The sequence below is a fragment of the Chimaeribacter arupi genome (assembly GCF_002858805.1).
In the GTDB taxonomy this organism is placed as follows: Bacteria; Pseudomonadota; Gammaproteobacteria; order Enterobacterales; family Enterobacteriaceae; genus Chimaeribacter; species Chimaeribacter arupi.
The window spans coordinates 122,027-148,559 of record NZ_PJZI01000005.1 but is presented as its reverse complement, the minus strand read 5'-3'; the positions used below and the strand labels follow the sequence as shown (position 1 = coordinate 148,559).

Genomic DNA, 26,533 nt, shown 5'->3' with positions numbered 1-26,533 from the left:
CTTAAATTTGCGGAGTCGGGTGAGTATGTCCAAAACAAGAGGAAGCATATAATGTTTAAGCATGTTAAAGGACTCCAATATACCGTTCGTGTTGCCGGCCCTAACCCAGGCCTGGCGAATTTAATGCTGGAGCAATTCGGCGGGGCGCAGGGTGAGCTGGCCGCGGCCATGCGCTACTTTACCCAGGGCCTGGCAGAAGATGATGCAGGGCGTAAAGACCTGCTGCTGGATATCGCGACCGAAGAGCTCAGCCACCTGGAAATCATCGGTACTATCATTGCGATGCTGAACAAAGGCGCAAAAGGCGACCTGGCGGAAGGGACGCAGAAAGAAGCGGAACTCTACCGTTCACTGACCGGCAACGGCAATGACAGCCACATCACCTCGCTGCTGTATGGCGGCGGCCCAAGCCTGATTAACTCAGCAGGCGTGCCGTGGACGGCAGCCTACGTGGATACCATTGGTGAGCCAACGGCTGACCTGCGCTCCAACATCGCCGCTGAGGCACGTGCCAAGCTGGTGTATGAGCGCCTGATCAACGTCACTGATGACCCAGGCATTAAAGATGCCCTGGGCTTCCTGATGACGCGTGAAGTCGCGCACCAGAAATCCTTTGAAAAAGCACTCTATTCCATCCGCAATAACTTCCCGCCGGGCAAACTGCCGCCGGTGCCGGAATATGCCAACACCTACTTCAATATGTCCGGGGAAGGTGAAGTGCGTGGTAGCTGGAATGCGGATGAGAACTTCAACTACGTGCGTGATCCGCAACCGGCGGTGGACGGCGGCGACGGCGGTGCCACCGTCAACCTGGGCAGCGAGCAGGCGTCCGACCTGGAAGCCATGGCAATGCGCCTGCAATCCACCCCAGACGTCAACCCGGTTACCGGCGCTGATTTAGGCGCGGCAAACCCGATTGATAAAGATCGCACCACCGGTAAGAAATAAATTTTTACAGTACTGACGCTGTGATAATACCCGCCGCCCTCCTGGGGCGGCTTTTTATTTGCTCAAATTTGTTAACGCACCGTTAATTATTTCGAGACTATTTCCCTTCGCTGTATAAATCCTCCGCTCACCCTCTAGGAATAGTCTCAATAAATAAACAGCACCCCTCAGAAATGTTCCGGTGAATTAATCGCTTCGCTACAATAGCGCGGTAACGATTTTCCCTGTAACGAAGATCACGTTGACATTTTGCCCACCTTTGGTGGGCTTTTTTTTGCCGTGTATTCCGGTAAACGCACATAAAAAAACCCCGGCAGAAGCCGGGGCAGGGATATTACTGTCAAACGCTTCGCTTATTTTGCCGGGGCAGACTGACTTTCCGCAATAATAGTCAGTTTCTCGTCGGTGGCTTTCTCTTCTTTCAGTGTTTCTGCCAGCAGATCAGCCGCCTGAGTGAAGCCCAGTTTCAGGGCCATCGCGTGCAGGGTGCCGTAAGTGGCGATCTCATAGTGTTCCACTTTCTGCGCAGCGCCAATCAGGCCGGCATCACGTACCGGGCCTTTCTCAACGCTTTCAATGATTTCCTGCGCTTCCTCAGCCAGCCCTTCCAGTGCATGGCATTTCATGCGCTTGATGCGCACTTCCGGTGTGGCTTCAACCAGTTGATCCAGACGTTCAATCTGCCCCTGGGTTTCTTCCAGGTGGGTGTTGAAAGCATCAACTAACTTAGGGTCCTCAGCCGCACGGGCCATTTTCGGAAGAGCCTTAGTTATTTGTTTCTCGGCGCTGTAAACATCAGACAAATCATGAATGAAAAGATCCTTCAGGGTCTTAATAGCCATCTGGTTATCCTCTGTTGTGCTGCATTAGTAGGGAATGTCGTTAAAATTGCATAACCTGTTGTTGCAATTTTTATCCTTCACTTAAGTAATAGCGGAAAATGATGAAATTTCCAGTCAACCGGGTTAAGAGAAGTCCGGATATTTTCCACCGCGCCTCTTTTCAGGCTGAATTTTAATTATCAACCGCTGTTTCATCAGCAGAGTATGTTTAACACGCCCGATGTTATTGGCCGGCATCCTTATATTATTCGCTTTCCCCTACCCATGCAGGGCAGGGGAAAAGGATCAGGGTTTAAACACCGCACGCAGGCAGCCATCGGTCTTATGCTTGAACATGTCGTAGCCGAGCGGCGCATCCTCCAGGGAGAAGCGGTGCGTCACCATAAATGCCGGGTCCAGCTCGCCTTTCGAGACGTGATCCAGCAGGCGGTGCATATAGCGCTGGCCATGCTGCTGCGCAGTGCGCACCGTCAGCCCTTTGTTCATCATCAGGCCGAGCGGGAATTTATCCATCACGCCGTACACCCCGAGGATCGAGAGCGTCCCGCCTTTGCGGCAGGCCATCATCGCCTGGCGCAGCGCGGCACCCACATCGGTTTCCAGGTGCAGTAACTGCTTGGTGCGGTCATACACCTGCGTCAGCCCTTCGCCCTTGGCTTCCATGCCCACAGCGTCGATACAACTGTCCGGGCCGCGGCCGCCGGTCAGCTCCAGCAGGGCTTCCTGAATATCCACTTTGGTGTAATCCAGCGGGATCGCGCCGATCTTGTCACGCGCCAGCGCCAGCCGTTCCGGGAAACGGTCAATGGCGATCACTTTCTCTGCGCCCATCAGGTAGGCGCTTTGCTGCGCCATTAACCCCACGCCGCCACAGCCCCATACCGCAACAATATCGCCGGGGTGAATGTTGCAGAAGTCCGCGCCCATATAGCCGGTGGGCGCCGCGTCTGACAGGAACAGCGCCTGCTCATCCGAGACATTTTCCGGCACCACAAAGCAGTCGTTATCCGCAAACGGCACCCGCACATATTGCGCGTGGGAACCGGCATAACCGCCGAACGCGTGGCTGTAGGCGTAGATCCCGGCGGTAGGGTAGCCGAGGATCGGCTCCGCCAGCTCCGGGTGTGGGTGGGAGTTGTCACAGCAGGAGTAGAGCTGTTGCTGGCAGAACCAGCAGGAACCGCAGACGATGAAGGACGGCACCACCACGCGGTCACCGGGTTTGACTTTTTTCACCTCGCGGCCGACCTCGACAATCTCGCCCATAAACTCATGGCCCAGCACGTCGCCCTCTTTCATGCTGGGGATCAACCCATCAATGATGTGCAGGTCAGAACCGCAGGTGGTGGTCAGCCCGACGCGGACAATCGCATCTTTTGGGTTGATGATGGTGGGATCGTTCACGGTTTCGACCCGCAGGTCGTTGACGCCATTCCAACAGAGTGCGCGCATCATGCCTCCTTTTCTTTGCGATCGCCGGCGGCCGGCAGCGGGGCCAGCAGCGGGATTTCACCGGTTTCCGCCAGGCTTTTAAACCGGCGCAGGGCTTTGCCCAGGGTTTCTTTGGGCACCAGATCAAACATCGAGGTCAGCTTTTCGCCCAATGCGCCGCCCGGTGGGTCAAACCGCACTTCCAGCGTCAGCTCTGTGCCTTTGTTGCCCGGCGCAGCGGCAAAGCTGAGGCGGCCTTCATTCGGCATATCGGCCCCTTCCAGCGTCCGCCAGAGGATAAACTGCCCTTCGGCCTCATCGACAATCCGCACCTGCCAGTCAAACTTTTTGCCTAACGGCCCCTCCACCCGCCAGCGGGATTCGGTGTCACTCAGCACCTCAATATCGGCAAAATGGCCCATCACCAACGGCAGGGTCGCGGGCTGCCGCCAGAGCCGGTGCAACTCTGCTGCGGGGCAGCCGATAGTAATCCAGCGGCGGATCACCGGCTCATCACTGCCTTCCACCCCGGTGGCATCAAGATAAGAGTCTTGCAAGATCATTCCCTCCTGACTGTTTGCACAAACAGGCGGATCGCCCGATCCGCCCGGTAACCTCTTATACAGTTAAGCAAACTTCAGGCAGTTCATGGGTAAATGCGGATAATCCGTAAGGAATTATTGTTTTTTGGCTAAGCAGAGGTGTTAAGGCGCAATGAAAGAGAGGTGTTTCGCAGCCCAATGACCACAGTAAATGTAAATAATCAGCCGGCTTTGTGGCGTCGTACTCTGCCCCCCACATATGCCAGCACAAACATCCCGGCCTGAATCAGCACAATTACCGGGCCGGTGGCGGCGTCGATGTAGAAGCTGAGGTAAGTGCCGCTGACACAGGCGAACACCGAAACCAATACCGCCACAGTGAGCATGGCCGGGAAGCGGCGGCAGAGCTGGAAGGCGGTAATGCCGGGCGTAATCAGCATGGCGATCACCAGAATCACGCCGACCGCCTGCAACGCGGCGACGATAGTCAGCGCCAGCAACCCCAACAGGCCGTAATGCAGCAGCGTCACCGGCAGGCCGCTGACCCGCGCCTGCGCCGGGTCAAAGCAGAACAGCACCAGATCGCGCTGTTTGAGCAGCACCAGGCCGGTCACCAGCACCGCAATCACCAGCGTCTGCACCAGTTCCGGGTGGCTGATGCCCAGCACATTGCCGAACAGCAGGTGGGTCAGGTGCTGGTCTGTATCAAGGCGCGAGAACATCACCAGCCCGACCGCAAACATCCCGGAGAAGACAATGCCCATTACCGCATCTTCTTTGACCCGGCAATGGTCTTTGATGTAACCGGTCGCCAGTGCACACACCATGCCGGAGCCGAATGCACCGATGACCAGCGGCAACCCGGCCAGCCAGGCCAACACTACGCCCGGCAATACCGCGTGAGCGATGGCGTCGCCCATCAGTGACCAGCCTTTCAGCACCAGAAAGCAGGAGAGCAGGGCGCAGACGATGCCGACCGCCACCGAGGCCAGCAGCGCGCGCTGCATAAAGGCAAACGCCAGGGGTTCCGTCAGCCATTCCATCCGGTTTTCTCCTGTGTGTGACGCCGTGCCCGCCAGGCACCCAGCAGCCCATGTTTGGGGGCGAACAGAAAGGCCAGCAGGAACAGCAGGGTTTGCAGCGTCACGATCACGCCGCCGGTCGCCCCGTCCAGATAGAAACTGAGCCACGCCCCGAGGGCGCTGGTCAGCGCGCCAATCAGCACCGCCAGCAGCAGCAGGCGCGGGAAGCGGTCAGTGAGCAGGTAGGCCGTCGCGCCCGGCGTAATCACCATCGCGATCACCAGAATCGCCCCCACGGTTTGCAGCGCCGCTACCGTGCAGGCACTGAACAGCGTAAAGAAAATCAGCTTCAGCCGCAGCGGCGACAGGCCAAGGGTGCGCGCATGGCCTTCGTCAAAAAATACCACCAGCAGATCTTTCCACAGGCAGAGCAGCACCAGCAGCGTCACGCCGATGATGATCTGCACCTGCATCACGTCTTCATCGGCGATACCGAGGATATTGCCGAACACAATCGACTGGATGTTCACCGCCGTGGGGTTGAGGGAGACGATCAGCAGCCCGGCCGCAAAGAACGTCGAAAACACAAAACCGATGATCGCATCCTCACGCAGGCGGGTGAGGTGGCGCACCAGCGCCATCGCCACGGCGGCCAGCATCCCGGTGAGAAACGCCCCCGCCGCATAAGGCAGCCCCAGGGCGTAAGCCCCGGCGACGCCCGGCACCACGGAGTGCGAGAGCGCGTCGCCCATCAGCGACCAGCCTTTCAGCATCAGGTAAGCGGACAAAAACGCACAGGCGGCGCCGACCAGGCCGCTGACCCAGATCGCCTTGAGCATATAGTCATAGCGCAGCGGCAACAGCAGCAGTTCGATCATGGCGCGCCTCCCGCCATTGCCTCCGGCAGGTTCAGCGATGCCAGCACCCCGCCGAACGCCCGTTCCAGGTTGGCGCGGGTAAAGGTGTCAGCCAGCGGCCCAGCGGCCAGCACCGTGCGGTTAATCAGCACCGCGCTGTCACAGAATGCCGGCACACTGGCCAGATTATGGGTGGACACCAGGATCAGGTGGCCCTCGGCGCGCAACGCCTTCAGCAGATCGACAATCGCATTCTCTGTCTGCACATCCACGCCGGTGAACGGCTCATCCAGCAGCAGCACCCTTCCTTGCTGTGCCAGCGCCCGCGCCAGGAAGACGCGTTTTTTCTGCCCGCCGGAGAGCTCGCCAATCTGCCGGTGCTGCAAGTCCGTCAGGCCGACGCGCGCCAGCGCCTCATCCACCTGCCGGTGATCCTCTTTCGCAGCGATGCGCAGGAAGTTCATCCGGCCGTAGCGGCCCATCATAACCACATCCCGCACCAGCACCGGGAAGTTCCAGTCCACTTCTTCCGACTGCGGCACGTAGGCGATGCGGTTTTGTTTCAGCGCCCGGCTGATGGGCTCACCGTCGAGCGTCACACGCCCGGCCGAAGGGCGCACCATGCCCATAATGCTTTTGAACAGCGTGGATTTGCCGCTGCCGTTGACGCCAATCAGCGCACAGAGCATCCCGCCGTGCAGCCGGAAACTGGCGGACTCCAGTGCGGTATGGCCGTTGCGGTAGGTGACGCTCATGCCTTCCACGGCCAGATGCGGCAGAGAATGGGTCGATGTCATTGGTTAAACCCCTTTGCAATGGTGTCAACCGTGACAGTGAGCAGATCGAGGTAGGTCGGTACCGGGCCGCCTGCGGCAGAGAGCGAATCGACATACAGCACGCCGCCGTAGCGTGCGCCGGTCTCTTTGCTGACCTGGCGCGCCGGTTTGTCGGAGATGGTGCTTTCGCTGAACACCACCGGCACCTGGTGTTCCCGTACCCGGTCAATCACCTGCCGCACCTGTTGCGGCGTGCCTTGCTGGTCGGCATTAATCGGCCAGAGGTAGAGTTCGTTCAGCCCATAATCATGCGCCAGATAGCTGAACGCGCCTTCGCTGGTCACCAGCCAGCGCTGCGCCGGGGGGATCTTATTAAGGCGGGCGCGCAGCGGCGCATCCAGGGCGCTGATTTTCTCCGCATACGCGCGGGCGTTGCGGTTGTAGGTGTCAGCATGGGCGGGGTCATGTTTTACCAGGGCGGCGCGGATATTTTCGATGTAGATCAGCGCGTTCTGCGGGGACATCCAGGCATGGGGGTTCGGGTTATTGCGGTAAGGGCCGTCGCGGATCGGCATCGGCGTGATGCCCTGGGTAATCACCACCGACGGCACATCGCGTACATTCTCAAAAAAGCGGCCAAACCAGCGCTCCAGGTTCAGCCCGTTCCACAGCACCAGATCGGCAGACTGGGTTTTCACAATGTCACGCGGCGTCGGCTGGTAGTCATGGATCTCAGCGCCGGGGCGGGTGATCGACTCCACTACCGCGGCGTCGCCGGCCACATTTTGCGCGATGTCCTGAATCACGGTGAAGGTGGTCAGGACGCGGAACTTTTTTTCCGGCCCGCCCTCAGCCTGCGCCGCGCCGCTGAACAGCGCCACGACCATGCTCACCAGCATCAGCCGCAGCGTAAACGGTGAGCGGCCATATAACCTCAGCAGTTGCCTGAATCGTGCCATTGTTTCCCCCTTATTACGTCATCGGGTCGATCCGGCGGCAGGCCGCATCAGATCGATTATTAAACAGGTATAGCACAGGCTATATTTTATAGCAAAAGCAAAACAGCAGGAAATTTGTCATGAGGCGCGCATGGTTTACAATAGGCACCGTTAGTATGCTGATACCGGGGTGAAATGCCGGGGATTGGTCAGGAAAAATGAGGAAAGTTGATGGCCCAGAACGACAACACCAACCCGTCCGGCAGTAACCCATTATTGGGTGTCGAAGAACATGTGCAGGGATTTCTACAGGTACGCGAGGCCCATCGCCGCGAGCTTATCGACGACTATGTCGAGCTGATTTCCGATCTGATCGGGGAGTTTGGCGAAGCGCGGCAGGTGGATCTCGCCGCCCGCCTTGGTGTGTCACAGCCTACCGTCGCTAAGATGCTGAAACGGCTGGCAGTGGCCGGCCTGGTGGTACAGATGCCTTACCGGGGGGTCTTCCTGACGCCGGAAGGTGAAAAATTGGCGGTCGAGAGCCGCATCCGCCACCAGATTGTGGAATCTTTTCTGCTGGCGCTGGGCATCAGCCCGGAAACCGCCCGCCGCGATGCGGAGGGGATTGAACACCATGTCAGTGATGAAACGCTGGACGTTTTCCGCCGGTTTACTGAGCAGGGGCGGGATCCGGCCTGACCTTCGCCCGGCGTGCGGCCGGAATGCAGCGCTACGCCATTTTCCGCATAACCTAAGCTAAATATCCTGGTTCGCCCGACCGCTTATTTTGGGTAGAGTGGCGTTGTCCCGTAATCGCTCACCGTAAACCGGCTGCTCTGTTTAGCCTGCTGCCACGTTTAAACAGCTGGCAGGGCGCCGGGCATTCCGGACACTCCGTTATTACGGCTGCCCTTTGGGCGGCCGCTTTTTTATCAGTCAATCCCGTGTTTTTGCATCATCCTCAGGGTTTCTTACCCTGTGTGGCGGCAAACATATAAGGTTAGAAAAAAAAGCCATAAGCAATCGCGTTTTAATACTTTCGCTTGTGAAAGGCTTTCTTTAGCATGCTCAAACATACGCGATACTTATGTTATGAATGCCAGTTATTCATCTATAAATAAAAGCACTCAGCGGCAGTTTATTTATTCGGCACCTTGCTGAAAATAGCGGCAATTGATAAGGAACCACGGGATATGATCGTTCTTTCGAACGTGTCGAAAATATTTAATGGCGATAAGCAGCCGATTGTGGCGGTGGATAACGTCAGCCTGAGCGTTGAGCGTGGGCAGATTTACGGCATTATTGGTTACAGCGGCGCCGGGAAAAGTACCCTGATCCGCCTGTTGAACGGGCTGGAAAAGCCGACCTCCGGTGTGGTGAACGTCGCCGGGCAGGATATTGCGCAGGCCAGCGGCGAACAGTTACGCCGGGCGCGCCTGAAAATCAGCATGGTGTTCCAGCACTTCAATCTGCTCTGGTCGCGTACCGTCAGCGAGAACATCGCTTTTTCGATGCAAATCGCCGGGACGCCGAAAGCAGCCATCCAACAACGGGTGAAAGAACTGGTGGCGCTGGTGGGCTTGCAGGGGCGGGAGAATGCCTATCCTTCCCAGCTCTCCGGCGGCCAGAAACAGCGTGTCGGCATTGCCCGTGCGCTCGCCAATAACCCCGATGTGCTGCTGTGTGACGAAGCCACCTCGGCGCTTGACCCGCAAACCACGGACGCCATCCTTGAATTGCTGTTGGACATCAACCGCAAGCTTAACCTCACCATCGTCCTGATTACCCACGAGATGCATGTGGTACGCAAAATCTGCCACCGTGTCGCGGTGATGGAAAATGGCCGGGTGGTGGAAGAGGGCGAGGTGATCCAGGTGTTCACCCACCCACAACAGCCGATTACCCGCCAGTTCGTCAACCAGGTTAACCAATACCAGCAGACGGAAGAGGCATTCGACCCGCAACTGGTGAAAGCCCTGGGCGGCAGCGTGCTGAAACTGACCTTTACCGGCACCAATGCCCACCAGCCGGTGGTGTCTGAACTCGCTCTGCGCTACCAGCTCCCGTTCAACATTCTGCACGGCAAGATGACCCAGACCGCCAACGGCGCGTTTGGCGAACTCTGGCTGCACCTCAATGCCACCCCAGACCTGCTGGAGAAAATTTTGCACGACCTGCAACACCACGACATCGCAACCGAGGTGGTCCAATGATTGCCTCCCTGTTCCCGCACCTGAAGGTGGATAAACTCTGGGACGCCACGCTGGAAACGCTCTACATGACCTCGTTGTCCGGCATTGCCACCTTCGTATTGGGCATTGCGCTGGGTCTGGCGCTGTTTTTAACCGCGCGCGGCGGCCTGTTCCAGAATAAGCCGCTCTATTCGGTGATCTCGGTGGTGGTGAACGTGTTCCGCTCCATCCCGTTCATCATTTTGATTGTGTTGCTGATCCCGTTCACCAAAACGCTGATCGGCACCATCCTCGGTGCCAACGCTGCGCTGCCGGCGCTGATTGTGGGTGCCGCCCCGTTCTATGCCCGGCTGGTGGAAATCGGCCTGCGTGAAGTGGACAAAGGGGTGATTGAGGCGTCGCGCTCGATGGGCGCGCGCGTCAGCACCCTGATTTTCCGCGTGCTGTTGCCGGAGTCTTCCCCGGCGCTGGTCTCCGGCATTACCGTGACGCTGATCGCGCTGGTCAGCTACAGCGCGATGGCCGGGGTGATTGGCGCAGGCGGCCTCGGCAACCTCGCGTATCTGGAAGGATTCCAGCGTAACCATAACGACGTCACGCTGGTGGCGACCGTGATGATTCTGATCATTGTGTTCATCATTCAGTTGGTGGGCGATCTGATCACTTCCCTGCTCGATAAACGTTAACAGACGGATAATAACCATGAAAAAAGCACTGACACTGTTGGCTGCGGCCACGCTCTCCGCCCTGAGCCTCTCCGCGTGGGCAGACACCCTGACCGTGGGCGCGTCTAACGTGCCGCACGCCGAAATCCTGGAGCAGGCCAAACCGATTCTGGCGAAACAGGGTATCGACCTCGAGATCAGACCGTTCCAGGACTACATCCTGCCGAACACCGCGCTGGCCAGCCGTGACATCGACGCCAACTATTTCCAGCATGTGCCGTACCTGAACAGCGTGCTGAAAGACCACGAAGGCGACAAAGAGTATGATTTTGTCAGCGCAGGCGCGATCCACATCGAGCCTATCGGCATCTACTCCAAAAAATACAAAAGCCTGAAAGACCTGCCGAACAAAGGCAAAGTCATCATGCGTGACGCCGTGGCGGAAGAGGGGCGCATCCTCTCTATTTTCGAGCGTGAAGGCGTGATCAAACTGAAACCGGGCGTCAGCAAAACTGACGCACGCATCAGCGACATCGTGGACAACCCGAAAAACCTGCAATTCCTCCCGAACGTGGAAGGCTCCCTGCTGCCGCAGATGTACAACAATGACGAAGGCGATGCGGTGGTGATCAACGCCAACTACGCCATCGACGCCGGCCTCGACCCGGTGAAAGACCCGATCGCGGTTGAAAGCGGCGAGAACAACCCATACGCCAACATCATCACCGTGCATCGCGGCGACGAGAATAAGCCGGACATCAAAGCGCTGGTGACCGTGCTGCACTCCAAACCGATTCAGGACTGGATCCGCACCAAATACAAAGGCGCGGTGATCCCGGTTAATAACTGATTCCCGCTCTGATACACACAACAACCCCGGGCCTGGTGCCTGGGGTTTTTTATGGCTGAAGGGCAGGGTAAAAATAATCTGAGATTTTTGTAGACGACTGGTCTAATTAAGGCTAAGGTTAGTTCATGAACAAGACAACAGCACACAAAACAGCCGGCACTCAACAGCGGATCCTCGAAACCGGAAACCGCATCATGGCCGCCAAAGGGTTTTCAGCCGTCGGGCTGAATGAAATCCTGACCGCAGCCTCTGTGCCAAAAGGCTCGTTTTACAACTACTTCAGCTCCAAAGAGGCATTTGGCGAAGCCCTGCTGGATAACTACTTTGAAGAGTACCTTGCCGACATGGATGCGCTGTTTTCCCGGCAGGATCTCACGGCTGCCCAAAGGCTGCTGGCTTATTTCCAGCAATGGCGGGATAACCAGTCGTTCGAAGAGTGCCAGGGCAAATGCCTGGCGGTGAAACTCGGGGCGGAAGTGGCAGATTTATCAGAAGCGATGCGGACGTCGCTTCAGCGCGGCACTGAGGCCATCACCCGGCATATGGCTGAGGTGATGAAAGCAGGCATAAGTGATGGGTCGCTTCATCCTGAAGGGAACCCGGACGAGATGGCGCAGAGCCTCTACCAGCTCTGGCTGGGCGCAAGCGTGATGGTCAAAATTTCGCGCAATACGCAGCCGTTTGATGCGGCGATGGCGGCAACCCGGCAGTGGCTTAATTTGCCGCCGCAGTAATAAAACAGCCGCCGTATCCGGCTGATGAAAAACGCCTTCGCGGCGTTTTTTTAGAGACAGCCTTAAGACGACCGGTCTATTTTAGACAAACCTAAACCCTGACATCTGGAGAGACACCATGAACGTATTAATCGTCCTGACATCCCATGACCAGCTTGGCAACACCGGCCGTAAAACCGGCTTCTGGCTGGAAGAACTGGCTGCCCCGTATTACGCCTTCAAAGAGGCAGGGGCGAACATCACCCTGGCATCACCGGCCGGTGGCCAGCCGCCGCTGGACCCAAAAAGCAACGAACCGATGTTCCAGACCGACCTGACCCGCCGCTTTGAAGCCGATGCCGAGGCCACCGCGCAACTGGCTGCCACCGTGCGCCTTGACAGCGTATCCTCAGCGGATTTCGACACGGTCTTTTATCCGGGCGGCCACGGCCCGCTGTGGGATCTGGCTGAAGACAGCCACTCCATCGCGCTGATTGAATCCTTTGTCGCGGCCAACAAGCCGGTGGCCTTTGTCTGCCACGCTCCCGGTGTACTGCGCCATGTGAAAACCCCGGACGGCAAACCGCTGGTGGAAGGCAAAAAAGTGACCGGTTTTACCAATACGGAAGAAGAGGCGGTTGGGCTGACCAACGTGGTGCCTTTCCTGGTGGAAGATGAACTGATTGCCAAAGGGGGGATCTACTCCAAAGGCGAAGACTGGGGTTCCTACGTGGTGACTGACGGCAGGCTTATCACCGGGCAGAACCCGACGTCCTCCGCCGCCACCGCCGCGCGGCTGATTGAGCAGTTCGCGCAATAATTGATACGGCGTGAAGAAACCTAAAACCCGGCATGGATGTCCGGGTTTTTTATGGTCGATTGCCGGCTCAAGGCAACGACACCACATCATTTCCGGCCCGCCCTGGTTTCACGGCCGTCAGCGGCACCAGCCATTTCACAAACGAGAGGTGGCCGTCGTAGGGCGGTTCGCTGTAGCGCGCCGGATCGGCATTGACGTCAAACAGCGGGGTGTAACCCAGCGACAGGCAGAGGCTGACCGCTTCGGGCTGGCGGTAACCGGTAGTGAAGAACGCCTGTTTGTAACCCGCCAGCCGGGCGCGGCGCTCCAGCTCCTGCACCATATACAGCGCCACGCCCTGCCGGCGCTGATCCTGCCGCGTCCAGAGGTGGGAGAGCGCCGCGGTGTCGTGGTCGTAAGCGGAATACGCCCCGATGCCGAGCGCCTCATCACCGCGCTTCAGCACCAGAAAACTCCCCTGCGGCGCGCAATAGAGGGAGGCCGGGCCATATTCCCGGTCACCGAAATGTGTCCCGTAGCGAAGCCGGCATTCAGCCGCCAGGGCGTCGGTTAACGGCGTGATACAGGGATCGTCAGGGGTGGTTTCAACAAAGCAGTACGGGTTCATGGGATCTCCTCACTCTCTGCACGGCATGAAGATAAACGGGAAGGGTATGCCGTACAGGCACTATTCCCGACTGCCGACCGGAAGTAAAACAACAAATCCGGCAAACGGAAGCTGAAAAACGCAGAAGAATCCCCTGCCGCGCCGGTCAGGCGCGGTGGTTAAGACGGCGCGCCAGGCGATCACCGCCCAGTTGCAGCAGCGTGACCAGCGCCACCAGCGCCACAATCACCGTCAGCATCACCTGGGTGTCGAAACGCTGGTAGCCGTAACGGTAGGCGAGGTCGCCCAGCCCGCCTGCGCCAATCGCTCCGGCCATGGCAGACGCGTTGATCATGGTGACCAGTGTGATGGTAAACCCGCTGACAATCCCCGGCAGCGCCTCCGGCAACAGCACATGGCGGATGATATGCCCACGCTTGCAGCCCATCGCCTGTGCGGCCTCCGTCAGGCCGTGATCGACCTCGCGTAAGCTGACTTCAGCAATCCGGGCGAAAAACGGCATCGCCGCCACCGTCAGCGGCACGACCGCCGCCCAGACGCCATACGACGTGCCGACCAGCATCCGCGTAAAGGGGATCAGCGCCACCATCAGGATCAAAAAGGGAATCGAACGAAAGAGATTCACAAAGCCGCCGAGCACCCGGTTCAGCGACACATTCTCATACAGGCCGTTGCGATCGCTCACTACCAGCACCACCGCCAGCGGCAGCCCGAGCAGCAGCGCCAGCAGGGACGACACACCCACCATCAGTAAGGTGTCCAGAAAACCGCCCCACAGGCGGTCAAGCAGCAGTGACATAACCCAGTACCTCCACACGATCGGCAATGTTATCAAAACGCGGCAGCGGCACGCCGCCCGCCGGGGTTACCGTCAGCAGCAAATGGCCTACTGCACGCCCCTGAATCGCTTCCAGCGCGCTTTCCACCAGCGTAACCGCGCCGTCAAACGCCGCCAGCACCCGGTTAAGATCAGGCGTGACACCGTCACCGTGGTAACGCAGCCGCACCAGCAGCGAGGATCCCGGTGTCTCCGGGGTCGCGCTCAGTTGGTCGCTGAAGCGGGCAGGCAGCCGGTCATGCCCCGGCGTCAGTAGGCTGCGGGTAGTGGGCTGTTGCGGGTTACCGTATACCGCCCACACCGGCCCCTGTTCGATAATCTGCCCGCGCTCAATCACCGCCACCCGGTGGCAGAGATCGTGGATCACCTCCATCTCATGGGTAATCAGCACGATCGTAATCCCCATCTCGCGGTTAATCTGCCGCAACAGGTCAAGGATCGCGCGGGTGGTTTCCGGGTCGAGCGCCGACGTCGCCTCATCACACAGCAGCAGCGCCGGGTCATGCACCAGCGCCCGTGCGATGCCGACCCGCTGTTTCTGGCCGCCGGAAAGCTGCGCCGGGTAGGCGTCCTGCCGCGCCTCCAGCCCGACCAGCGCCAGCAGCCGATCGACCCGCTGCCGCCGTTCCCCGGCCTCAACCCCGGCAACGCGCAGGGGCAGTTCAATGTTTTGCCGCACCGTTTTCGCCGAGAGCAGATTAAAGTGCTGGAAAATCATGCCAGTGCGGCGGCGGTAAGCCACCAGCTGATCCTCATCCAGCGTGCCGATGTCGGTACCGTCCACCACCACATGGCCACCGGTGGGGCGTTCAAGCCGGTTCAGGGTGCGGATCAGCGTGGATTTTCCCGCCCCGCTGCGGCCGATGATGCCGAAAATCTCCCCGCGGCGGATGGTCAGGTCCACCGCCTGAAGTGCGGCCACCTGCTGGCCGGGGTAGACTTTGCTGACCCCGGCCAGATGCAGGTGCACCTCATCATGGGAGTGCCAGGGAATGGCCGCCGTGGCGGTGCGGCCGGGGTTGGGAAGCTCAATCACGCTCATGATTATGGGTTCCAGCCGGGTTGGTAAAGTTTGCCGTAGAAACTGTCCAGTTTGGCGCGCACTGCCGGTGAATGCTGGTAGATCGCCACAAACTGCTTCAGGCGCGGGTCGTTCTGGTGGCCGTCACGCACCACAAACTGGATGACATACTCCGGGTGCTCCAGCCCATCGAACAGCAGCGCTTTATTGGGGTCGATGACGCCGGAGAGCCGCAGGTAGTGCGGGTAGCCCACCGCCAGATCGACTTCATCCAGTGTGCGGGCCAGTTGCACCGCCTCCACCTCGATAATGTCGATATGCTTCGGGTTGGTGACGATGTCCGCCGTGGTGGCCTTGATGCCGACGCCCGGTTTCAGGGTGATAAGCCCGGCTTTCTGCAACAGCAGCAGGCCGCGCCCGCCGTTGATCGGGTCGTTGGGGATCGCCACTTTTGCGCCGTCCGGCAGGTCAGCTATCGCACCATGTTTTTTCGAATACAACCCGACCTGGTTGATGATCGCCGGGGCGTAGGCCACCAGGTGGAAACCGCCCTCCTGATTGGCGTTCGCCAGGAATGGGCGATGCTGGAACAGGTTAACGTCAATGTCGCCGTTCTCCAGGCTGACATTCGGCGCGATCCAGTCACTGAATTCGATGATCTCGACGTTCAGCCCCTGTTTGCGTGCCTCATCCGCCGCCGTCTCCAGCGGGGGCGAAAAGGCGGCAGTGGTGCCGACTTTCAGCGTGCCGTCGGCTGCCGCGGCTGTGCCGGACAAGGCCATCAACGCGGCCAGCAGCAGGCTTTTGCCCATGAGGGCGTGTTTCCAGCGTGGTGTTGTCATCTCGTTTCCCTATGAAAAAAGTAAAGGTAAAAGCGCCGTATTATCCGGCGGTGTTATCTGGTGAAGCCACTGGCCGGGGCGCGCCACGCGGCCGCCGGGTGGCTGGCGGGCAGGCGATCGCCATGCCGGAACAGTTTTTGCCGCAGCGTGCCGGGCCGGTAAGCTGTTTTATAGCGGCCGCGGGATTGCAACTCCGGAACCAGCCAGCGGATCACCTCTTCATAGCTGCCGGGGTTGAGGATGCGCGACAGGTTAAAGCCGTCAATCTCCCCCTCATCCATCCAGCGCAGCAACTGGTCAGCGACCTGCGACGGGTCACCGACCAGCAGCGGGTAACGGCTGCCCATCGCGTGCTGTTCCAGCAGGCGGCGGCGCGTCCAGCCGCTGTAGGTTTTGGTGACGGACTCAATCGCCTGCGTCGGCCCGGCCTGAATCGGCTCATCCAGCCCGAAACGCGCCAGATCGATACCGGTTGAGCTGGAAAAATGGGCGATACCCGCTTCCGGGCTGGCGTAGCGCAGGTAGTCGCGGTACTTCTCCTGCGCTTCGGCGGCGGTGGGCGCGACAATCACCCCGACGCCCATAAAGACTTTCAGCGCATCGGCCGGGCGACCGGCGTCCACCGCGGCCTGCCGCAGGGCGTGTACCTGTTTGCGCATCGCTTCCGGCGTACTGCCGGTAACAAAGGTGCATTCAGCATGGCGACCGGCGAAAGCGAGGCCGCGCGCCGAACTGCCCGCCTGGAACAGCAGCGGGGTGCGCTGGGGCGAGGGCGATGTCAGGTGGTAACCCTCCATGCGGTAGAATTCACCCTGATGACGGATGGCGTGAATTTTTGCCGGATCGGCGTACAGCCGCCGGGCTTTATCCGCCACCAGCGCGCCATCTTCCCAACTGCCTTCCCAGAGTTTGTAACCCACCTCCAGAAACTCATCGGCCTGATCGTACCGGCGGTCATGCGCCACCTGTGTTTGCATACCCATCGCCCGCGCGGCGCTGTCGAGGTAGCCGGTCACGATGTTCCAGCCAATGCGGCCGTTCGTCAGGTGATCGAGCGTCGACAGGCGGCGGGCAAACGGGTAGGGCGCTTCATAACTGAGGTTGGCGGTCAGGCCAAAACCCAGGTGTTGGGTCACGGCGGCCATCGCTGACACCAGCATCAGCGGGTCGTTAACCGGCAACTGGATCGCCTCCCGCGCGGTCAGGCCGATGCCGTTCTGGTAGACGTCATACACGCCCAGGATGTCGGCGATGAATATGCCGTCGAACAGCCCCTGCTCCAGCAGCTGCGCCAGGCCTGTCCAATAACTCAGCTGGTTGAAATCAGCTGAGTGGTCGTGGGGGTGCGTCCACATGCCGTGGTGGATATGGCCGACACAATTCATGGTGAAGGCGTTGAGCAGCACCTCTTTCCCGGCCATCAGATCGTCCCCCGGCGTGGCGGCAGTACGCCGTTCAGCACATAATTGCCGATCGCCGGGTATTTCCAGCGCACCGGGTCATGCAGGGTATGGGTGCGGGCATTGCGCCAGTGGCGGTCGAAATTAAACTCCGCCAGCGTGGCGCGGCTGCCGGCCAGCTCAAACAGCAGGTTTCCGGCCGCCAGCGAGGTTTCCGTGGTCCAGGCGCGCGCACGCGCCACGGCAATGGACGCCTCCGCGACCGTGGCAGCGTCAGTGTGGCGCTGGGCCACATCCACCGCCTCACCGGCCAGTTCCAGCAGCGCCTCACCGGCCTGTAACCGCGCCGTAAGCTGCCCGATGCGATCCAGCGTCAGCGGGTCATCACTGGCTTTCTCCACGCCGGAATCGATCCAGGGGCGCGACCGGCTGCGCACAAAGTCCAGCATATCCCGCCAGGCGGCACGGCCAATGCCCTGATCGATGGCGGCGTGCAGCAATTGCGCCAGCGGGCCGACCGGCGTCGGGCGCTCAAAGGCCGTCTGGAACGGGACGATGTCCTGCTCATCTGCCGGGGTGGCGTCAAAGGTGACGGTGCCGCTGCCGGTGGTACGCTGGCCGAAACCTGACCAGTCATCCACAATGGTTAACCCCGGCGCGTCAGCGGGCAGAAACACCAGCCGCTCTTTGCCGTCCTCACCCAGTGCGGCCGTCGGCACCCGCCCGGCGTACAGTGCGCCGGTGGCATAGAATTTCTTCCCAATCACCTGCCAGTGCGCCCCATTGCGCACCAGGCGGGTATGGCGCTGGTGCGCCGCCGCCGAGCTGAACTCCGCCAGCGCGTTACCAAAATGCACCCCTGCCAGCACTTCCGCATACAGGCGCGCCTGCTGTTGGGGTGAGCCGTTCACCCGCAGCACTTCCAGCGCATAAAAATGGTTTTGCGGCACCTGGCCGATCGAACCGTCCGCCTCGCTCAGCAGGGCAATCACCTGCGCCAGCAACGCGTTTGGCAGGGCCGGGCCGCCAAAGGCGGCCGGCACGGTGATGCCGCCCAGCCCGGAGGCAAACAGTTCCGCCAGCTCCTCGCGCGGCAAAAGACGCTCGCGGTCACGCCGGGCGGCCCCGGCGGCGAAACGTACCGCCAGCGCATTTGCTGCCTCCAGTGCCTGCGCCGCAGACGTAATCCGTGCCGCCGGGCGGGGCGGCGTAATGTGGGTCGTCATGGTGATGTCCTTGTTCAGATCCAGGAGTGGCGGGCCGGAAGCTGGCCGTTCAGGGTGTACGCGCCGATGGCGTGGTATTTCCAGCGCACCGGATCATGCAGGGTGTGGGTGCGTGCATTGCGCCAGTGGCGGTCCAGCCCGAATTCAGCCAGCGTGGCGCGGCTGCCGCCCCATTCCAGCAATTTCTCACTGGCCCGCAAGGCGACCTCGGTGGTCAGCACTTTGGCCTGTGCCACGGCAATCGACGCGCGCGCGGCACTCTCCGCCGTGACCGGCCGGGCATCGGTGTCATCCAGCGTGCGCGCCGCCCAGTGCAGCAGCGCATTGGCCGCCGCCAGTTCGGTATCGAGCCGCCCGACATCCGCCAGAATGTAAGGGTCATCCGCGTTGCGTTCAGCCTGCGCATCCACCCACGGGCGCGAGCGCTCACGGATAAAGGCGTGCGCCTCGTCCAGTGCGCCCTGGGCAATACCGGCATCTATCGCCGCCTGGATCAGCTGCGAAATCGCGCCCTGAATGTTGGGCCGTTGCGCCAATGGGGCCAGCGGCACGACGTGGTCATCGGCGACTGCCACCTCGCGCAGCCGCATACTGCCGCTGGCGGTCGTGCGTTGCCCCATGCCTGACCAGTCATCAATAATCTCCAGCCCCGCCGCCGGTTGCGGGATCAGCGCCAGCACCGGTTGCCCGGCGTCATCCAGCGCCTTGACCGCCACAATGTGGGCAAACAGCGCCCCGGTGGAGTAAAACTTGTCACCGGTCAGGCGCAACCCCTGCCCGGTGGCGCGCAGGCGGGCCTGCATCTCCAGCGTATGCCGGGTGTGCTTCTCCGGGCCGCCATTGCCGATGCGCTGCCCGTTCACCACCGCACTGAAAATCTGCTGTTTCAGCGCCACCGGGGCCAGTTCATCGATCAGCCGGATCAGGCCGAAATGGTTTTGTGGAATTTGCCCCAGCGCCGGGTCCACGGCTGAAATCACCCGGAATACCTCGGCCAGCACGGTGAAAGGCAGGCCGGCACCGCCATATTCGGCGGCAATCGTGATGCTTCCCAGCCCGCTGCGGCTGAACAGCGCCAGCGCCTCAAGCGGGTAAACCCGGTCACGGTCACGCGCCACGGCACCGGGTGCGGCCAATGCCGCCACGGCGTGCGCGGCCTCCAGGGCTTGCGCGGCGGTGCGGATTCGCGCCGCTGACGGCGCTTCCGCCCAGCGTGTCGGCGCAGGTGTTACAGCATCAACCATGATTATTCTCCCGGCTGTTTGTGTCTGACACGAAAATAGGGTGCAGGGGGGCAGGGCAATGCGGATGACGCATTACCGTGCGGCTGCAATAAACGCATTGCTGTTTAATTAAAATGCGCCGTGCGCTACGGCATCGGGTGTATTAACGCGAGTGTAATTAGCCGGGTAGCAGAGTGTAAAGCCTGTGCTTAGTGTAATAAACGCAATGCTTAGCAGATAAATAGCTTTACCGGGAAGGGGGAATAACGGGGGGGTTTTCTCAGGCAAAAAAAACGCCCCAGCGATATTGAGCCGGGGCGCACGTTGATTATTCATTATGACTTAAAGGGCACGTCACGGATTTTCACGCCGGTTTCCTGCACATAACGCGGGGAAACCAAAATATTCAGGTTATATTTCCGTTCATTATCCGGCAGATCGATAAATTTATAACCGGCTGCCAGTAACGGCCGCGCCATATCAATGGCCACACGCGACGGATGATTAAACTGAACCAGATCAGGCTGTTCTTTTTGCGGGTTCAGTAAAGTCGTCAACCCCTTGCAGCGCGCATTCAGCATGTAAGGCGCATATTTCTGCCGGTAGAAGTCGTTATATTTCCAGTGCGGGTACTCAATCGACAGATACCCTACCGAATAACCGGCATTACAGGCCGCCACCATATAAAGCGTGCTTTCGTCATAACTCTCTTTTCCGCTGAGGTAATTCAGGTTTTCGGAATAGGCGTTCTTGTAAGAGGACGCCAGGGAAACCACCGCCAGCAGTGAGGCTGCCACCGCCCCGGCGGTTTTTATCTCTTGCAGGAACAGCGCCACAATTAAAATCGCCAGCGGGGCGCAGATGTACATGGTCCGGTCGAGCTGGATCGGCTTATAGAGCGAAATCAGCCATGACAAGGCAATAAACGCCACCAGCGGCACAATCAGGCTCAGCAGGTAATCACGCGGGGTCGCGAACTCCGGGTGGCGCGGGCGGCGGATAAACGGCCAGGCGCAAACCAGCGCGAACACCAGCGCCACCAGCAGGCTGCCCATGCCGCCGCCCACCACCATTTTCGGTAGGTTAGCCACCGGGAACGCGATATGGATGGCGTTATAGATCTGGTGCACCGGGCTGACTGCCTGCACCCAGGAGTTTTTGCCGCCAAACCCGGAAACCATAAAAATCACAATAAAATGTGAGACGCTCACCAGCATCAGCAGCGTAAATTCAATAAACATCCGCAGCCGTTGCGGGCGTGAGATAAACAGCGTCAGCAGAAAGGCCGCCGTGAGAAACAGCCCAATGATGTGCGTCCAGGAGACCAGCACCGACGCCAGATAAAACGCCGCTTTATTCTGGTTGCCGCGTAAAAAGGCGATAAATTCGAACGTCTGGATAGTGGAAAGCAGCACCAGCAGGGAATAGGAGCGCGCCTCCTGGGCAAAATGGATAAAACCGAAACTGGTCAGGAACAGCAGCAGGTAGAGAGTAATCACCCCCTGGCTGAAAAGCTGGCGCCCACGGAAATAGACATACAGCGCGGTGGCGACAGAAAAGGCAAAACTCAGCGAGCGGGCGGCTGTTTCACTGATGCCGAACGCTTTCACCCAGAAAAACAGCAGGGTGTTATAGAGGAACGGGTGGACGTCATTAAGCAGGTAATTGACGTAGAGATTCCTGAAGCCGCTGGTCACCGACTCCATCGTGAAAATTTCATCAACCCAGAATGAGTTGGCCCCCATACCGGCCAGCGCCATGCAGACGCCAATCGTCATCAGGGGAAGATAAATCACAGTATTTTTCAAGGTTCCCTCCTGTTTCGGGCGACGGCGTCACCTGGGTTAAGCCGGTTTTTCCGGGCAAAATCGCGTTGAATCACATTGCTTTTGGGTCGGCTGCCTTTGACGATATAACGCGGCCGGCCTTTGGATTCGATATAGATGCGGCCGATGTATTCGCCCAGCACCCCAATGCCAATCAGTTGTACGCCACCAAGGAACAGCACCGACGCCAGCAGCGAGGGATAGCCTTTCACCTCATTTCCCCATACCAGTTTGTCGATGACCATGTAGGCACCGTAAGCAAAGGAGAGCAATGAGATGGCGAACCCGAGGTAAGTCCAGATGCGCAGCGGCACGGTAGAGAAGGAGGTAAACCCTTCCAGCGCCAGGTTCCACAGCTTCCAGCCATTGAATTTGCTGTTGCCTGCCACCCGTTTATCGCGTGTGTACTCCACAATGGCGATGTTGCCGCCCACCCAGCTCAGGATGCCCTTCATAAACAGGTTCCGTTCCGGCAACTGAATGATTTTTTCGACAAACTCGCGGGAGATCAGCCGGAAATCCCCGACATTTTCCTCAATTTTCGGGCGGCTGATCATGTTATGCAGCCGGTAAAAGATGCCGGCGGACTGGCGCTTCAGGCGGCTGTCTGACGAGCGGTCTTTACGCTTGGCCAGCACGATGTCCGCCCCTTGCTGCCACTGGTCAATCAGTTGCGGCACCACGTCGATCGGGTCTTGCAGGTCAACATCTATCGGGATGACTGCGTCACCGGTGGCGTACTCCAGCCCGGCAAACAGCGCCGGCTCCTTGCCGAAATTGCGGGAAAAATTCACCACGGTGACCAGCGGGTCCTGATCTTCCAATGTTTGAATAATTTCCGCGGTCTTATCACGGCTGCCGTCGTTAATAAAAATAATCTCGATATCATAATCCGATAATGCCTGATAGCCCCTGACGGTGCGGTAAAAAACAGGGATCGCGTCTTCTTCATTGTAAACCGGCACCACCAGGGAGATTTTCATCTTTTGCTGTCCTTAAAGACAATGAAGTTAGAATAAAGAAAACCAATCACCAGGCTAAACAAAGAAAATGACACCGTGGTGATCAAGGGCGGCAGGGAGAGTAAATCTGCGGCCCGGCCAAACAGCACCGCCATCAGCCCCAAAAATGACACATAGATAAAATAACGGTAGAGAGAATACTCTTTATTAAATGTCCATTTCGCATTGGCAAAAAAACCAAAGGTGGTGGCGACACAAAACGCCATCAGATTGGAAAAGGACTGGTTGGTGCCCATCAGATAGACCAGCGCCAGAAAGACGACCCAATGAATTAAGGTATTCAGCACCCCAACAGACAGGTAGCGTTTAAAGGTGTTCAGCATAGCCATGCCTTCATGCAGAATTTTTTTCAGTGTAACGTCGGCTTTTTTAACGATCAATAAAAAACCCGCGCAGGCGGGAAATTAAGAATTTATGTAATTATCATTACTTTTAATTTTATGAAAAGCTAATATAAATAATTCCTATGATGTAAATAATGTTTATTATTTCTGACAAAGAATAAGCCACCGGAAATTATTGCCTGCACGCCCTGCAACAACCTGATTGCCCTCACTAAACATTTTGTAAGCGAAGCGGCAAATAAAGCGCCCTTTTGCTGCCCGCCGGCCTCATTGATGGAAAGTTGATACAGAAAATTTGAACTGCATCACAGGCCGGCGCAAAGCTATCCATAAGTTTATCTGCTCAAAAAAAGAGCAAACCTGACGGGATTTATCCAGGGGAAAAGCGGGGTTGAGCGAGATTGGGGGAGGCGGCCGGCAACCCATGCCCCGTAAACTTTCCCTTCCGCCGGCTTTTTGATCACTCCCCTCAAGTTTTTCCCTGCTGCGGCCGTTAATACTGGCGTGTCATCTAATGTTCACATTTCTCCCCTCTCAGCGACTTATTTAGGTTAGCACTATGTCAATTCGCCGTTTTACCTTGCTTGTCCTGGCATTCCTGTCGTTGCTTTTTATTACCAGCATTGCCCTCAGCAGCTATTACCTTCAGCGCAGCAATGCTTCTTTGAATGATGTTAACCGTGAAATCCGTGTGGTGCTTTCCATTGTGGATACCATTAACCACAGCCGTACCCTGCGGGTGCACCTCTCCCAGTACATCGCGTACCGTGAGCAGGGCAAAGAAGACGCGGCGGCCGACTCCCTGAAAAACGCGCAGCGGGTGATGGGCCTGGCGGAAAAATCTTTCTCCGGCTATATGGCCTGGCCAAAACTCGATAAAGAGGCCCCGTTGGCCGACAACTTTAACCAGCGCTGGCAGGATTACCACGACAACGCCCTGAAGCCGTTGATGGCCGTGGCCCAACAGGGCGACCGTGCCCGGTTTGAGCAGATGATCACCTCCCAGGTGCCGCAGCTGGATCGCCAGTTCGAAATCTCCCTGGATGAGCTGCTCTCTTACCGCGAAAGCTATGCACGTTCACTGAATGAGACCGCGCAATCCAACTTCCGCCTCAGCCTGACGCTGCTTATCATCTTTACTGCCCTGTTCCTGCTGACGATGGGCGCAATTGTGGTGCTGCTGAAAAAACGCCTGCTGAACGCGATTGAAGAGGCACGGGTACATTGCGAAGAGATTGCGCAGGGCCAGTTGCAGACGCCGATTCTCTCCGCCCATCGTGATGAGATTGGCGAGATGATGGGCGCGCTGGAAACCATGCGCCGTTCGCTCTCTGAAACCATTGGCCGGGTGCGTGACTCCAGTGACGCCGTGGCGCACGCCGCCAAAGAGATTGCGTCCGGCAATATGGACCTCTCCGCCCGTACCGAGGAGCAGGCCTCCTCACTCGGGGAAACCGCCGCCAGTATGGAGCAGCTGACCATCACCGTGAAACAGACCTCCGATCACGCCGAACAGGTGAACGGGCTGGCGAAAGAGGCGCGCAGCATCGTCTCTGAGGGCAACGGGATTGTGACAGAAGTGATCGATACCATGGCCGGTATCGAGGAAGGCTCAGAACGCATTGCCAGCATCATCAGCATCATTGAGAGCATCGCGTTCCAGACCAACATTCTGGCGCTGAACGCCGCAGTAGAAGCGGCACGTGCCGGGGAAGAGGGGCGCGGCTTTGCCGTGGTGGCGGCCGAGGTGCGCAACCTGGCCCAGCGTTCTGCGTCTGCGTCCAAAGATATCCGCGCGCTGATTGAAGTCTCCGATGAGCGGGTACACGCCGGCAGCAAACTGGTGGCGAAAGCGGGCGAAAGTATGCAGCGTATCGGCACCGCAATCCAGAACGTGACCCAGATCATGAGCGAAATCGCGGTCTCGACGCAGGAGCAGAGCCACGGCATCAATCAGGTGAATATCGCGGTGACACAGATGGATGAAGTCTCGCAGCAGAACGCCGCGCTGGTGGAGCAGGTCGCGGCGGCGGCCGGTTCACTGGAGGAGCAGTCCGATGTGTTGCGCCAGACGGTAGCGGTGTTCAAAACCCAGCACTGATCGGCATAACCCCTGCCTTGTACGGCCGGATGATGTGAAAAACGCCCTCAGATGAGGGCGTTTTTATGGGTGCAGCGGCTTAGCTGAACAGTTTCTTTTTCGACACCAGTCTGGCGATGCTCTTTTTTTCGCCCACCAGCGCCAGGCCAAGGTACCGCAGTTCATCAGCCGGGATCTGCGCCATCACGGCCATAAACTCCCCATAATTCGTGGTCATTTGCCCCTGAATCGGGAAGTCCACCACATCCACCTCTGCTGAGGCGGTGGCCTGCCGGTGGATTGCCCCCAGTTCTTCCGCAGTGGCCGAGAGCACCGCAATCCCAATCGGGATTAACCCTGGGTGGGCGTGGCCGGACGCATCGGTCAGCGGCAGCCCGACTAATTCAGGATGGCGCTGCCCGACGGTCAGGGCGATCACTGCGGCCGCGTTGGCTGCCCGTCCGGCGGGCAATTGTTCATCCAGCACGATGACGCAGCGCTCCAGCTTGATGGATTGTGCCTGTTCGTTCATTTTTTCCCCTTACTTGCTGCCTACGGTTAACGTTGTGATGCGGTTAACAGGTTGTGTCATGTCGGGAATCACTATGCTAAAAAGGGGAGGGGGCGTCTTGAACGCTATTGCAGAGAATCCTACAGACTGGGGTGTATCGGATGTCAGAGACCGGAACAGATATCACCATCTGGCGTGCGCCGGCGTTGCAGGCGGAACTGATTCGCGGGCGGTTTGTGGATTACGCCTATGACGTGCATACCCATGAAACCGCCTGTTTTGCGCTGCTGACCGCAGGCAGTATCCGCATCCGGATGCGGGGCAACGAATTCACAGCGCGTCAGGGTGATCTCTATGCCATTGATGCCGATGAACCCCACGCGGGCTGGGCCATTAATGAAGCGGGCTGGCGGTTACGCACGCTTTACGTGGATATGGCCCACCTGCGGCAATTAGTCAGGGAGCGCGCCGCTGCGCCCGCTGCCGCGCTGGCCGGGCCGATTATCCGTGACCCGGACGTCGCCGCCTGCCTGCACGCCCTTCATCACTGTTCAGAAATCAACGGTTCCCACCTGTTCCGCGATCAGGCTTACCTCAGTTTCGCGGACAAATTGCTGGCGCGCCACGTCACCCAACGCCGCAGCGCACCGCCGCCGGGCGCAGAGATGGCGGCCGTGCGGCGGGTGCGGGACTATCTGGATGAGCACCTTGAAGACTCAGTGAGCCTGATTGATCTGGCGACAGAAGCGGGCTTGCCGCAATACCGGTTGTTCCGTGCGTTTGAACGCCTCTACGGCATGACGCCCCACGCCTATCAGCGGCAGGCGCGCATCAGGTATGCCATGCGGTTGCTCCGCCGGCACTGTTCACTCAGCGAGGCGGGGCTACAGGCCGGGTTTGCCGATCAGGCCCATTTTACCCGTTGGTTCCGGCGGTTTATGGGCGTCACGCCCGGCCAGTATCAGCGGGCTATGGGGTAAGGGTTACCCTTACCCGC

At 58.9% G+C, this 26,533-nt stretch carries 27 protein-coding genes; 9 read left to right on the top strand and 18 right to left on the bottom strand.

Annotated elements, in window-relative coordinates:
- Positions 1-51: 51 nt before the first annotated feature.
- Positions 52-948, top strand: a complete 897-nt coding sequence (locus CYR52_RS05030; protein ID WP_072928033.1) for a manganese catalase family protein — start codon at positions 52-54, stop codon at positions 946-948.
- Between the two features lie 353 nt (positions 949-1,301).
- Here CYR52_RS05030 and CYR52_RS05025 read toward each other — a convergent pair whose 3' ends face one another.
- From CYR52_RS05025 to CYR52_RS04995, 7 genes are all read right to left on the bottom strand, one after another.
- Positions 1,302-1,790 carry a YciE/YciF ferroxidase family protein gene (locus CYR52_RS05025; protein ID WP_072928031.1) on the bottom strand — a complete coding sequence of 163 codons (489 nt, stop codon included), beginning with the start codon at positions 1,788-1,790 and terminating at the stop codon, positions 1,302-1,304.
- 285 nt (positions 1,791-2,075) lie between these two features.
- Entirely contained in the window at positions 2,076-3,242 is a 1,167-nt protein-coding gene (locus CYR52_RS05020) for a zinc-dependent alcohol dehydrogenase (RefSeq protein WP_072928030.1), read from the bottom strand.
- Positions 3,242-3,784, bottom strand: coding sequence for an SRPBCC family protein (locus tag CYR52_RS05015; RefSeq protein WP_072928028.1), 543 nt, complete (start codon positions 3,782-3,784; stop codon positions 3,242-3,244). Before CYR52_RS05015 ends, CYR52_RS05020 begins: the two co-directional genes overlap by 1 nt.
- A gap of 200 nt (positions 3,785-3,984) precedes the next feature.
- Positions 3,985-4,806 (bottom strand): metal ABC transporter permease, encoded by an 822-nt coding sequence (locus CYR52_RS05010; RefSeq protein WP_072928026.1) that lies wholly within the window; start codon positions 4,804-4,806, stop codon positions 3,985-3,987.
- Positions 4,794-5,663: a metal ABC transporter permease gene (locus CYR52_RS05005; RefSeq protein ID WP_101828081.1), complete on the bottom strand. Its 870-nt coding sequence runs from the start codon at positions 5,661-5,663 to the stop codon at positions 4,794-4,796. The genes CYR52_RS05010 and CYR52_RS05005 overlap by 13 nt, the downstream gene beginning before the upstream one ends.
- Positions 5,660-6,439 (bottom strand): ATP-binding cassette domain-containing protein, encoded by a 780-nt coding sequence (locus CYR52_RS05000; RefSeq protein WP_072928023.1) that lies wholly within the window; start codon positions 6,437-6,439, stop codon positions 5,660-5,662. Before CYR52_RS05000 ends, CYR52_RS05005 begins: the two co-directional genes overlap by 4 nt.
- Complete coding sequence (locus tag CYR52_RS04995; RefSeq protein WP_072928021.1) at positions 6,436-7,377, bottom strand: metal ABC transporter substrate-binding protein; 942 nt, start codon at positions 7,375-7,377, stop codon at positions 6,436-6,438. Before CYR52_RS04995 ends, CYR52_RS05000 begins: the two co-directional genes overlap by 4 nt.
- A 210-nt stretch (positions 7,378-7,587) precedes the next feature.
- Between CYR52_RS04995 and mntR the strand changes: the two genes are divergently transcribed.
- The 6 genes from mntR to CYR52_RS04965 all read left to right on the top strand — a co-directional run bounded on the left by mntR (position 7,588) and on the right by CYR52_RS04965 (position 12,596).
- The gene (mntR, locus tag CYR52_RS04990; RefSeq protein ID WP_072928019.1) at positions 7,588-8,055 is read left to right on the top strand and encodes a manganese-binding transcriptional regulator MntR; all 468 of its coding nucleotides are present in this window, start codon (positions 7,588-7,590) and stop codon (positions 8,053-8,055) included.
- Between the two features lie 494 nt (positions 8,056-8,549).
- Positions 8,550-9,569: a methionine ABC transporter ATP-binding protein gene (locus CYR52_RS04985; protein ID WP_072928018.1), complete on the top strand. Its 1,020-nt coding sequence runs from the start codon at positions 8,550-8,552 to the stop codon at positions 9,567-9,569.
- Entirely contained in the window at positions 9,566-10,234 is a 669-nt protein-coding gene (locus CYR52_RS04980; RefSeq protein WP_072928016.1) for a methionine ABC transporter permease, read from the top strand. The genes CYR52_RS04985 and CYR52_RS04980 overlap by 4 nt, the downstream gene beginning before the upstream one ends.
- 16 nt (positions 10,235-10,250) lie before the next feature.
- Complete coding sequence (locus tag CYR52_RS04975) at positions 10,251-11,063, top strand: MetQ/NlpA family ABC transporter substrate-binding protein (protein ID WP_101828080.1); 813 nt, start codon at positions 10,251-10,253, stop codon at positions 11,061-11,063.
- Between the two features lie 125 nt (positions 11,064-11,188).
- Positions 11,189-11,797: a TetR/AcrR family transcriptional regulator gene (locus CYR52_RS04970; RefSeq protein ID WP_072928010.1), complete on the top strand. Its 609-nt coding sequence runs from the start codon at positions 11,189-11,191 to the stop codon at positions 11,795-11,797.
- Positions 11,798-11,915: 118 nt separating this feature from the next.
- The gene (locus CYR52_RS04965; protein ID WP_101828079.1) at positions 11,916-12,596 is read left to right on the top strand and encodes a type 1 glutamine amidotransferase domain-containing protein; all 681 of its coding nucleotides are present in this window, start codon (positions 11,916-11,918) and stop codon (positions 12,594-12,596) included.
- 67 nt (positions 12,597-12,663) lie between these two features.
- On the opposite strand, the gene CYR52_RS04960 is transcribed toward CYR52_RS04965, so the two are convergent.
- The 10 genes from CYR52_RS04960 to CYR52_RS04915 all read right to left on the bottom strand — a co-directional run bounded on the left by CYR52_RS04960 (position 12,664) and on the right by CYR52_RS04915 (position 22,924).
- Positions 12,664-13,203 carry a GNAT family N-acetyltransferase gene (locus tag CYR52_RS04960; RefSeq protein WP_072928007.1) on the bottom strand — a complete coding sequence of 180 codons (540 nt, stop codon included), beginning with the start codon at positions 13,201-13,203 and terminating at the stop codon, positions 12,664-12,666.
- Between the two features lie 145 nt (positions 13,204-13,348).
- Positions 13,349-14,002, bottom strand: coding sequence for a methionine ABC transporter permease (locus CYR52_RS04955; protein ID WP_072928005.1), 654 nt, complete (start codon positions 14,000-14,002; stop codon positions 13,349-13,351).
- On the bottom strand, positions 13,986-15,083 hold the full coding sequence (locus CYR52_RS04950; protein ID WP_101828078.1) for a methionine ABC transporter ATP-binding protein: 1,098 nt from the start codon (positions 15,081-15,083) through the stop codon (positions 13,986-13,988). The genes CYR52_RS04955 and CYR52_RS04950 overlap by 17 nt, the downstream gene beginning before the upstream one ends.
- Before the next feature lie 2 nt (positions 15,084-15,085).
- The gene (locus CYR52_RS04945) at positions 15,086-15,874 is read right to left on the bottom strand and encodes a MetQ/NlpA family ABC transporter substrate-binding protein (protein ID WP_072928002.1); all 789 of its coding nucleotides are present in this window, start codon (positions 15,872-15,874) and stop codon (positions 15,086-15,088) included.
- A gap of 83 nt (positions 15,875-15,957) precedes the next feature.
- Complete coding sequence (locus tag CYR52_RS04940; protein WP_101828077.1) at positions 15,958-17,325, bottom strand: LLM class flavin-dependent oxidoreductase; 1,368 nt, start codon at positions 17,323-17,325, stop codon at positions 15,958-15,960.
- Positions 17,325-18,530, bottom strand: coding sequence for an SfnB family sulfur acquisition oxidoreductase (locus CYR52_RS04935; RefSeq protein ID WP_101828076.1), 1,206 nt, complete (start codon positions 18,528-18,530; stop codon positions 17,325-17,327). Before CYR52_RS04935 ends, CYR52_RS04940 begins: the two co-directional genes overlap by 1 nt.
- Before the next feature lie 14 nt (positions 18,531-18,544).
- Entirely contained in the window at positions 18,545-19,774 is a 1,230-nt protein-coding gene (locus CYR52_RS04930) for an SfnB family sulfur acquisition oxidoreductase (RefSeq protein ID WP_072927997.1), read from the bottom strand.
- A 314-nt stretch (positions 19,775-20,088) separates the two neighbouring features.
- Positions 20,089-21,561 (bottom strand): glycosyltransferase family 39 protein, encoded by a 1,473-nt coding sequence (locus CYR52_RS04925; RefSeq protein ID WP_072927995.1) that lies wholly within the window; start codon positions 21,559-21,561, stop codon positions 20,089-20,091.
- Entirely contained in the window at positions 21,558-22,562 is a 1,005-nt protein-coding gene (locus CYR52_RS04920; RefSeq protein ID WP_079205196.1) for a glycosyltransferase family 2 protein, read from the bottom strand. Before CYR52_RS04920 ends, CYR52_RS04925 begins: the two co-directional genes overlap by 4 nt.
- Positions 22,559-22,924, bottom strand: a complete 366-nt coding sequence (locus tag CYR52_RS04915; RefSeq protein ID WP_072928318.1) for a GtrA family protein — start codon at positions 22,922-22,924, stop codon at positions 22,559-22,561. Before CYR52_RS04915 ends, CYR52_RS04920 begins: the two co-directional genes overlap by 4 nt.
- A gap of 580 nt (positions 22,925-23,504) precedes the next feature.
- Between CYR52_RS04915 and CYR52_RS04910 the strand changes: the two genes are divergently transcribed.
- Positions 23,505-25,046 carry a methyl-accepting chemotaxis protein gene (locus CYR52_RS04910; protein WP_072927994.1) on the top strand — a complete coding sequence of 514 codons (1,542 nt, stop codon included), beginning with the start codon at positions 23,505-23,507 and terminating at the stop codon, positions 25,044-25,046.
- 79 nt (positions 25,047-25,125) lie between these two features.
- On the opposite strand, the gene CYR52_RS04905 is transcribed toward CYR52_RS04910, so the two are convergent.
- The gene (locus CYR52_RS04905; protein WP_101828075.1) at positions 25,126-25,557 is read right to left on the bottom strand and encodes a DUF2000 domain-containing protein; all 432 of its coding nucleotides are present in this window, start codon (positions 25,555-25,557) and stop codon (positions 25,126-25,128) included.
- Positions 25,558-25,697: 140 nt separating this feature from the next.
- Between CYR52_RS04905 and CYR52_RS04900 the strand changes: the two genes are divergently transcribed.
- Positions 25,698-26,516, top strand: a complete 819-nt coding sequence (locus CYR52_RS04900) for a helix-turn-helix transcriptional regulator (protein ID WP_101828074.1) — start codon at positions 25,698-25,700, stop codon at positions 26,514-26,516.
- Positions 26,517-26,533 lie beyond the last annotated feature (17 nt).

Coding starts and splice junctions, on each gene's coding strand:
- CYR52_RS05030 (WP_072928033.1), top strand. CDS start 52: ATGTTTAAGCATGTTAAAGGACTCCAATATACCGTTCGTGTTGCCGGC.
- CYR52_RS05025 (WP_072928031.1), bottom strand. CDS start 1,790: ATGGCTATTAAGACCCTGAAGGATCTTTTCATTCATGATTTGTCTGAT.
- CYR52_RS05020 (WP_072928030.1), bottom strand. CDS start 3,242: ATGCGCGCACTCTGTTGGAATGGCGTCAACGACCTGCGGGTCGAAACC.
- CYR52_RS05015 (WP_072928028.1), bottom strand. CDS start 3,784: ATGATCTTGCAAGACTCTTATCTTGATGCCACCGGGGTGGAAGGCAGT.
- CYR52_RS05010 (WP_072928026.1), bottom strand. CDS start 4,806: ATGGAATGGCTGACGGAACCCCTGGCGTTTGCCTTTATGCAGCGCGCG.
- CYR52_RS05005 (WP_101828081.1), bottom strand. CDS start 5,663: ATGATCGAACTGCTGCTGTTGCCGCTGCGCTATGACTATATGCTCAAG.
- CYR52_RS05000 (WP_072928023.1), bottom strand. CDS start 6,439: ATGACATCGACCCATTCTCTGCCGCATCTGGCCGTGGAAGGCATGAGC.
- CYR52_RS04995 (WP_072928021.1), bottom strand. CDS start 7,377: ATGGCACGATTCAGGCAACTGCTGAGGTTATATGGCCGCTCACCGTTT.
- mntR (WP_072928019.1), top strand. CDS start 7,588: ATGGCCCAGAACGACAACACCAACCCGTCCGGCAGTAACCCATTATTG.
- CYR52_RS04985 (WP_072928018.1), top strand. CDS start 8,550: ATGATCGTTCTTTCGAACGTGTCGAAAATATTTAATGGCGATAAGCAG.
- CYR52_RS04980 (WP_072928016.1), top strand. CDS start 9,566: ATGATTGCCTCCCTGTTCCCGCACCTGAAGGTGGATAAACTCTGGGAC.
- CYR52_RS04975 (WP_101828080.1), top strand. CDS start 10,251: ATGAAAAAAGCACTGACACTGTTGGCTGCGGCCACGCTCTCCGCCCTG.
- CYR52_RS04970 (WP_072928010.1), top strand. CDS start 11,189: ATGAACAAGACAACAGCACACAAAACAGCCGGCACTCAACAGCGGATC.
- CYR52_RS04965 (WP_101828079.1), top strand. CDS start 11,916: ATGAACGTATTAATCGTCCTGACATCCCATGACCAGCTTGGCAACACC.
- CYR52_RS04960 (WP_072928007.1), bottom strand. CDS start 13,203: ATGAACCCGTACTGCTTTGTTGAAACCACCCCTGACGATCCCTGTATC.
- CYR52_RS04955 (WP_072928005.1), bottom strand. CDS start 14,002: ATGTCACTGCTGCTTGACCGCCTGTGGGGCGGTTTTCTGGACACCTTA.
- CYR52_RS04950 (WP_101828078.1), bottom strand. CDS start 15,083: ATGAGCGTGATTGAGCTTCCCAACCCCGGCCGCACCGCCACGGCGGCC.
- CYR52_RS04945 (WP_072928002.1), bottom strand. CDS start 15,874: ATGGGCAAAAGCCTGCTGCTGGCCGCGTTGATGGCCTTGTCCGGCACA.
- CYR52_RS04940 (WP_101828077.1), bottom strand. CDS start 17,325: ATGGCCGGGAAAGAGGTGCTGCTCAACGCCTTCACCATGAATTGTGTC.
- CYR52_RS04935 (WP_101828076.1), bottom strand. CDS start 18,530: ATGACGACCCACATTACGCCGCCCCGCCCGGCGGCACGGATTACGTCT.
- CYR52_RS04930 (WP_072927997.1), bottom strand. CDS start 19,774: ATGGTTGATGCTGTAACACCTGCGCCGACACGCTGGGCGGAAGCGCCG.
- CYR52_RS04920 (WP_079205196.1), bottom strand. CDS start 22,562: ATGAAAATCTCCCTGGTGGTGCCGGTTTACAATGAAGAAGACGCGATC.
- CYR52_RS04915 (WP_072928318.1), bottom strand. CDS start 22,924: ATGCTGAACACCTTTAAACGCTACCTGTCTGTTGGGGTGCTGAATACC.
- CYR52_RS04910 (WP_072927994.1), top strand. CDS start 23,505: ATGTCAATTCGCCGTTTTACCTTGCTTGTCCTGGCATTCCTGTCGTTG.
- CYR52_RS04905 (WP_101828075.1), bottom strand. CDS start 25,557: ATGAACGAACAGGCACAATCCATCAAGCTGGAGCGCTGCGTCATCGTG.
- CYR52_RS04900 (WP_101828074.1), top strand. CDS start 25,698: ATGTCAGAGACCGGAACAGATATCACCATCTGGCGTGCGCCGGCGTTG.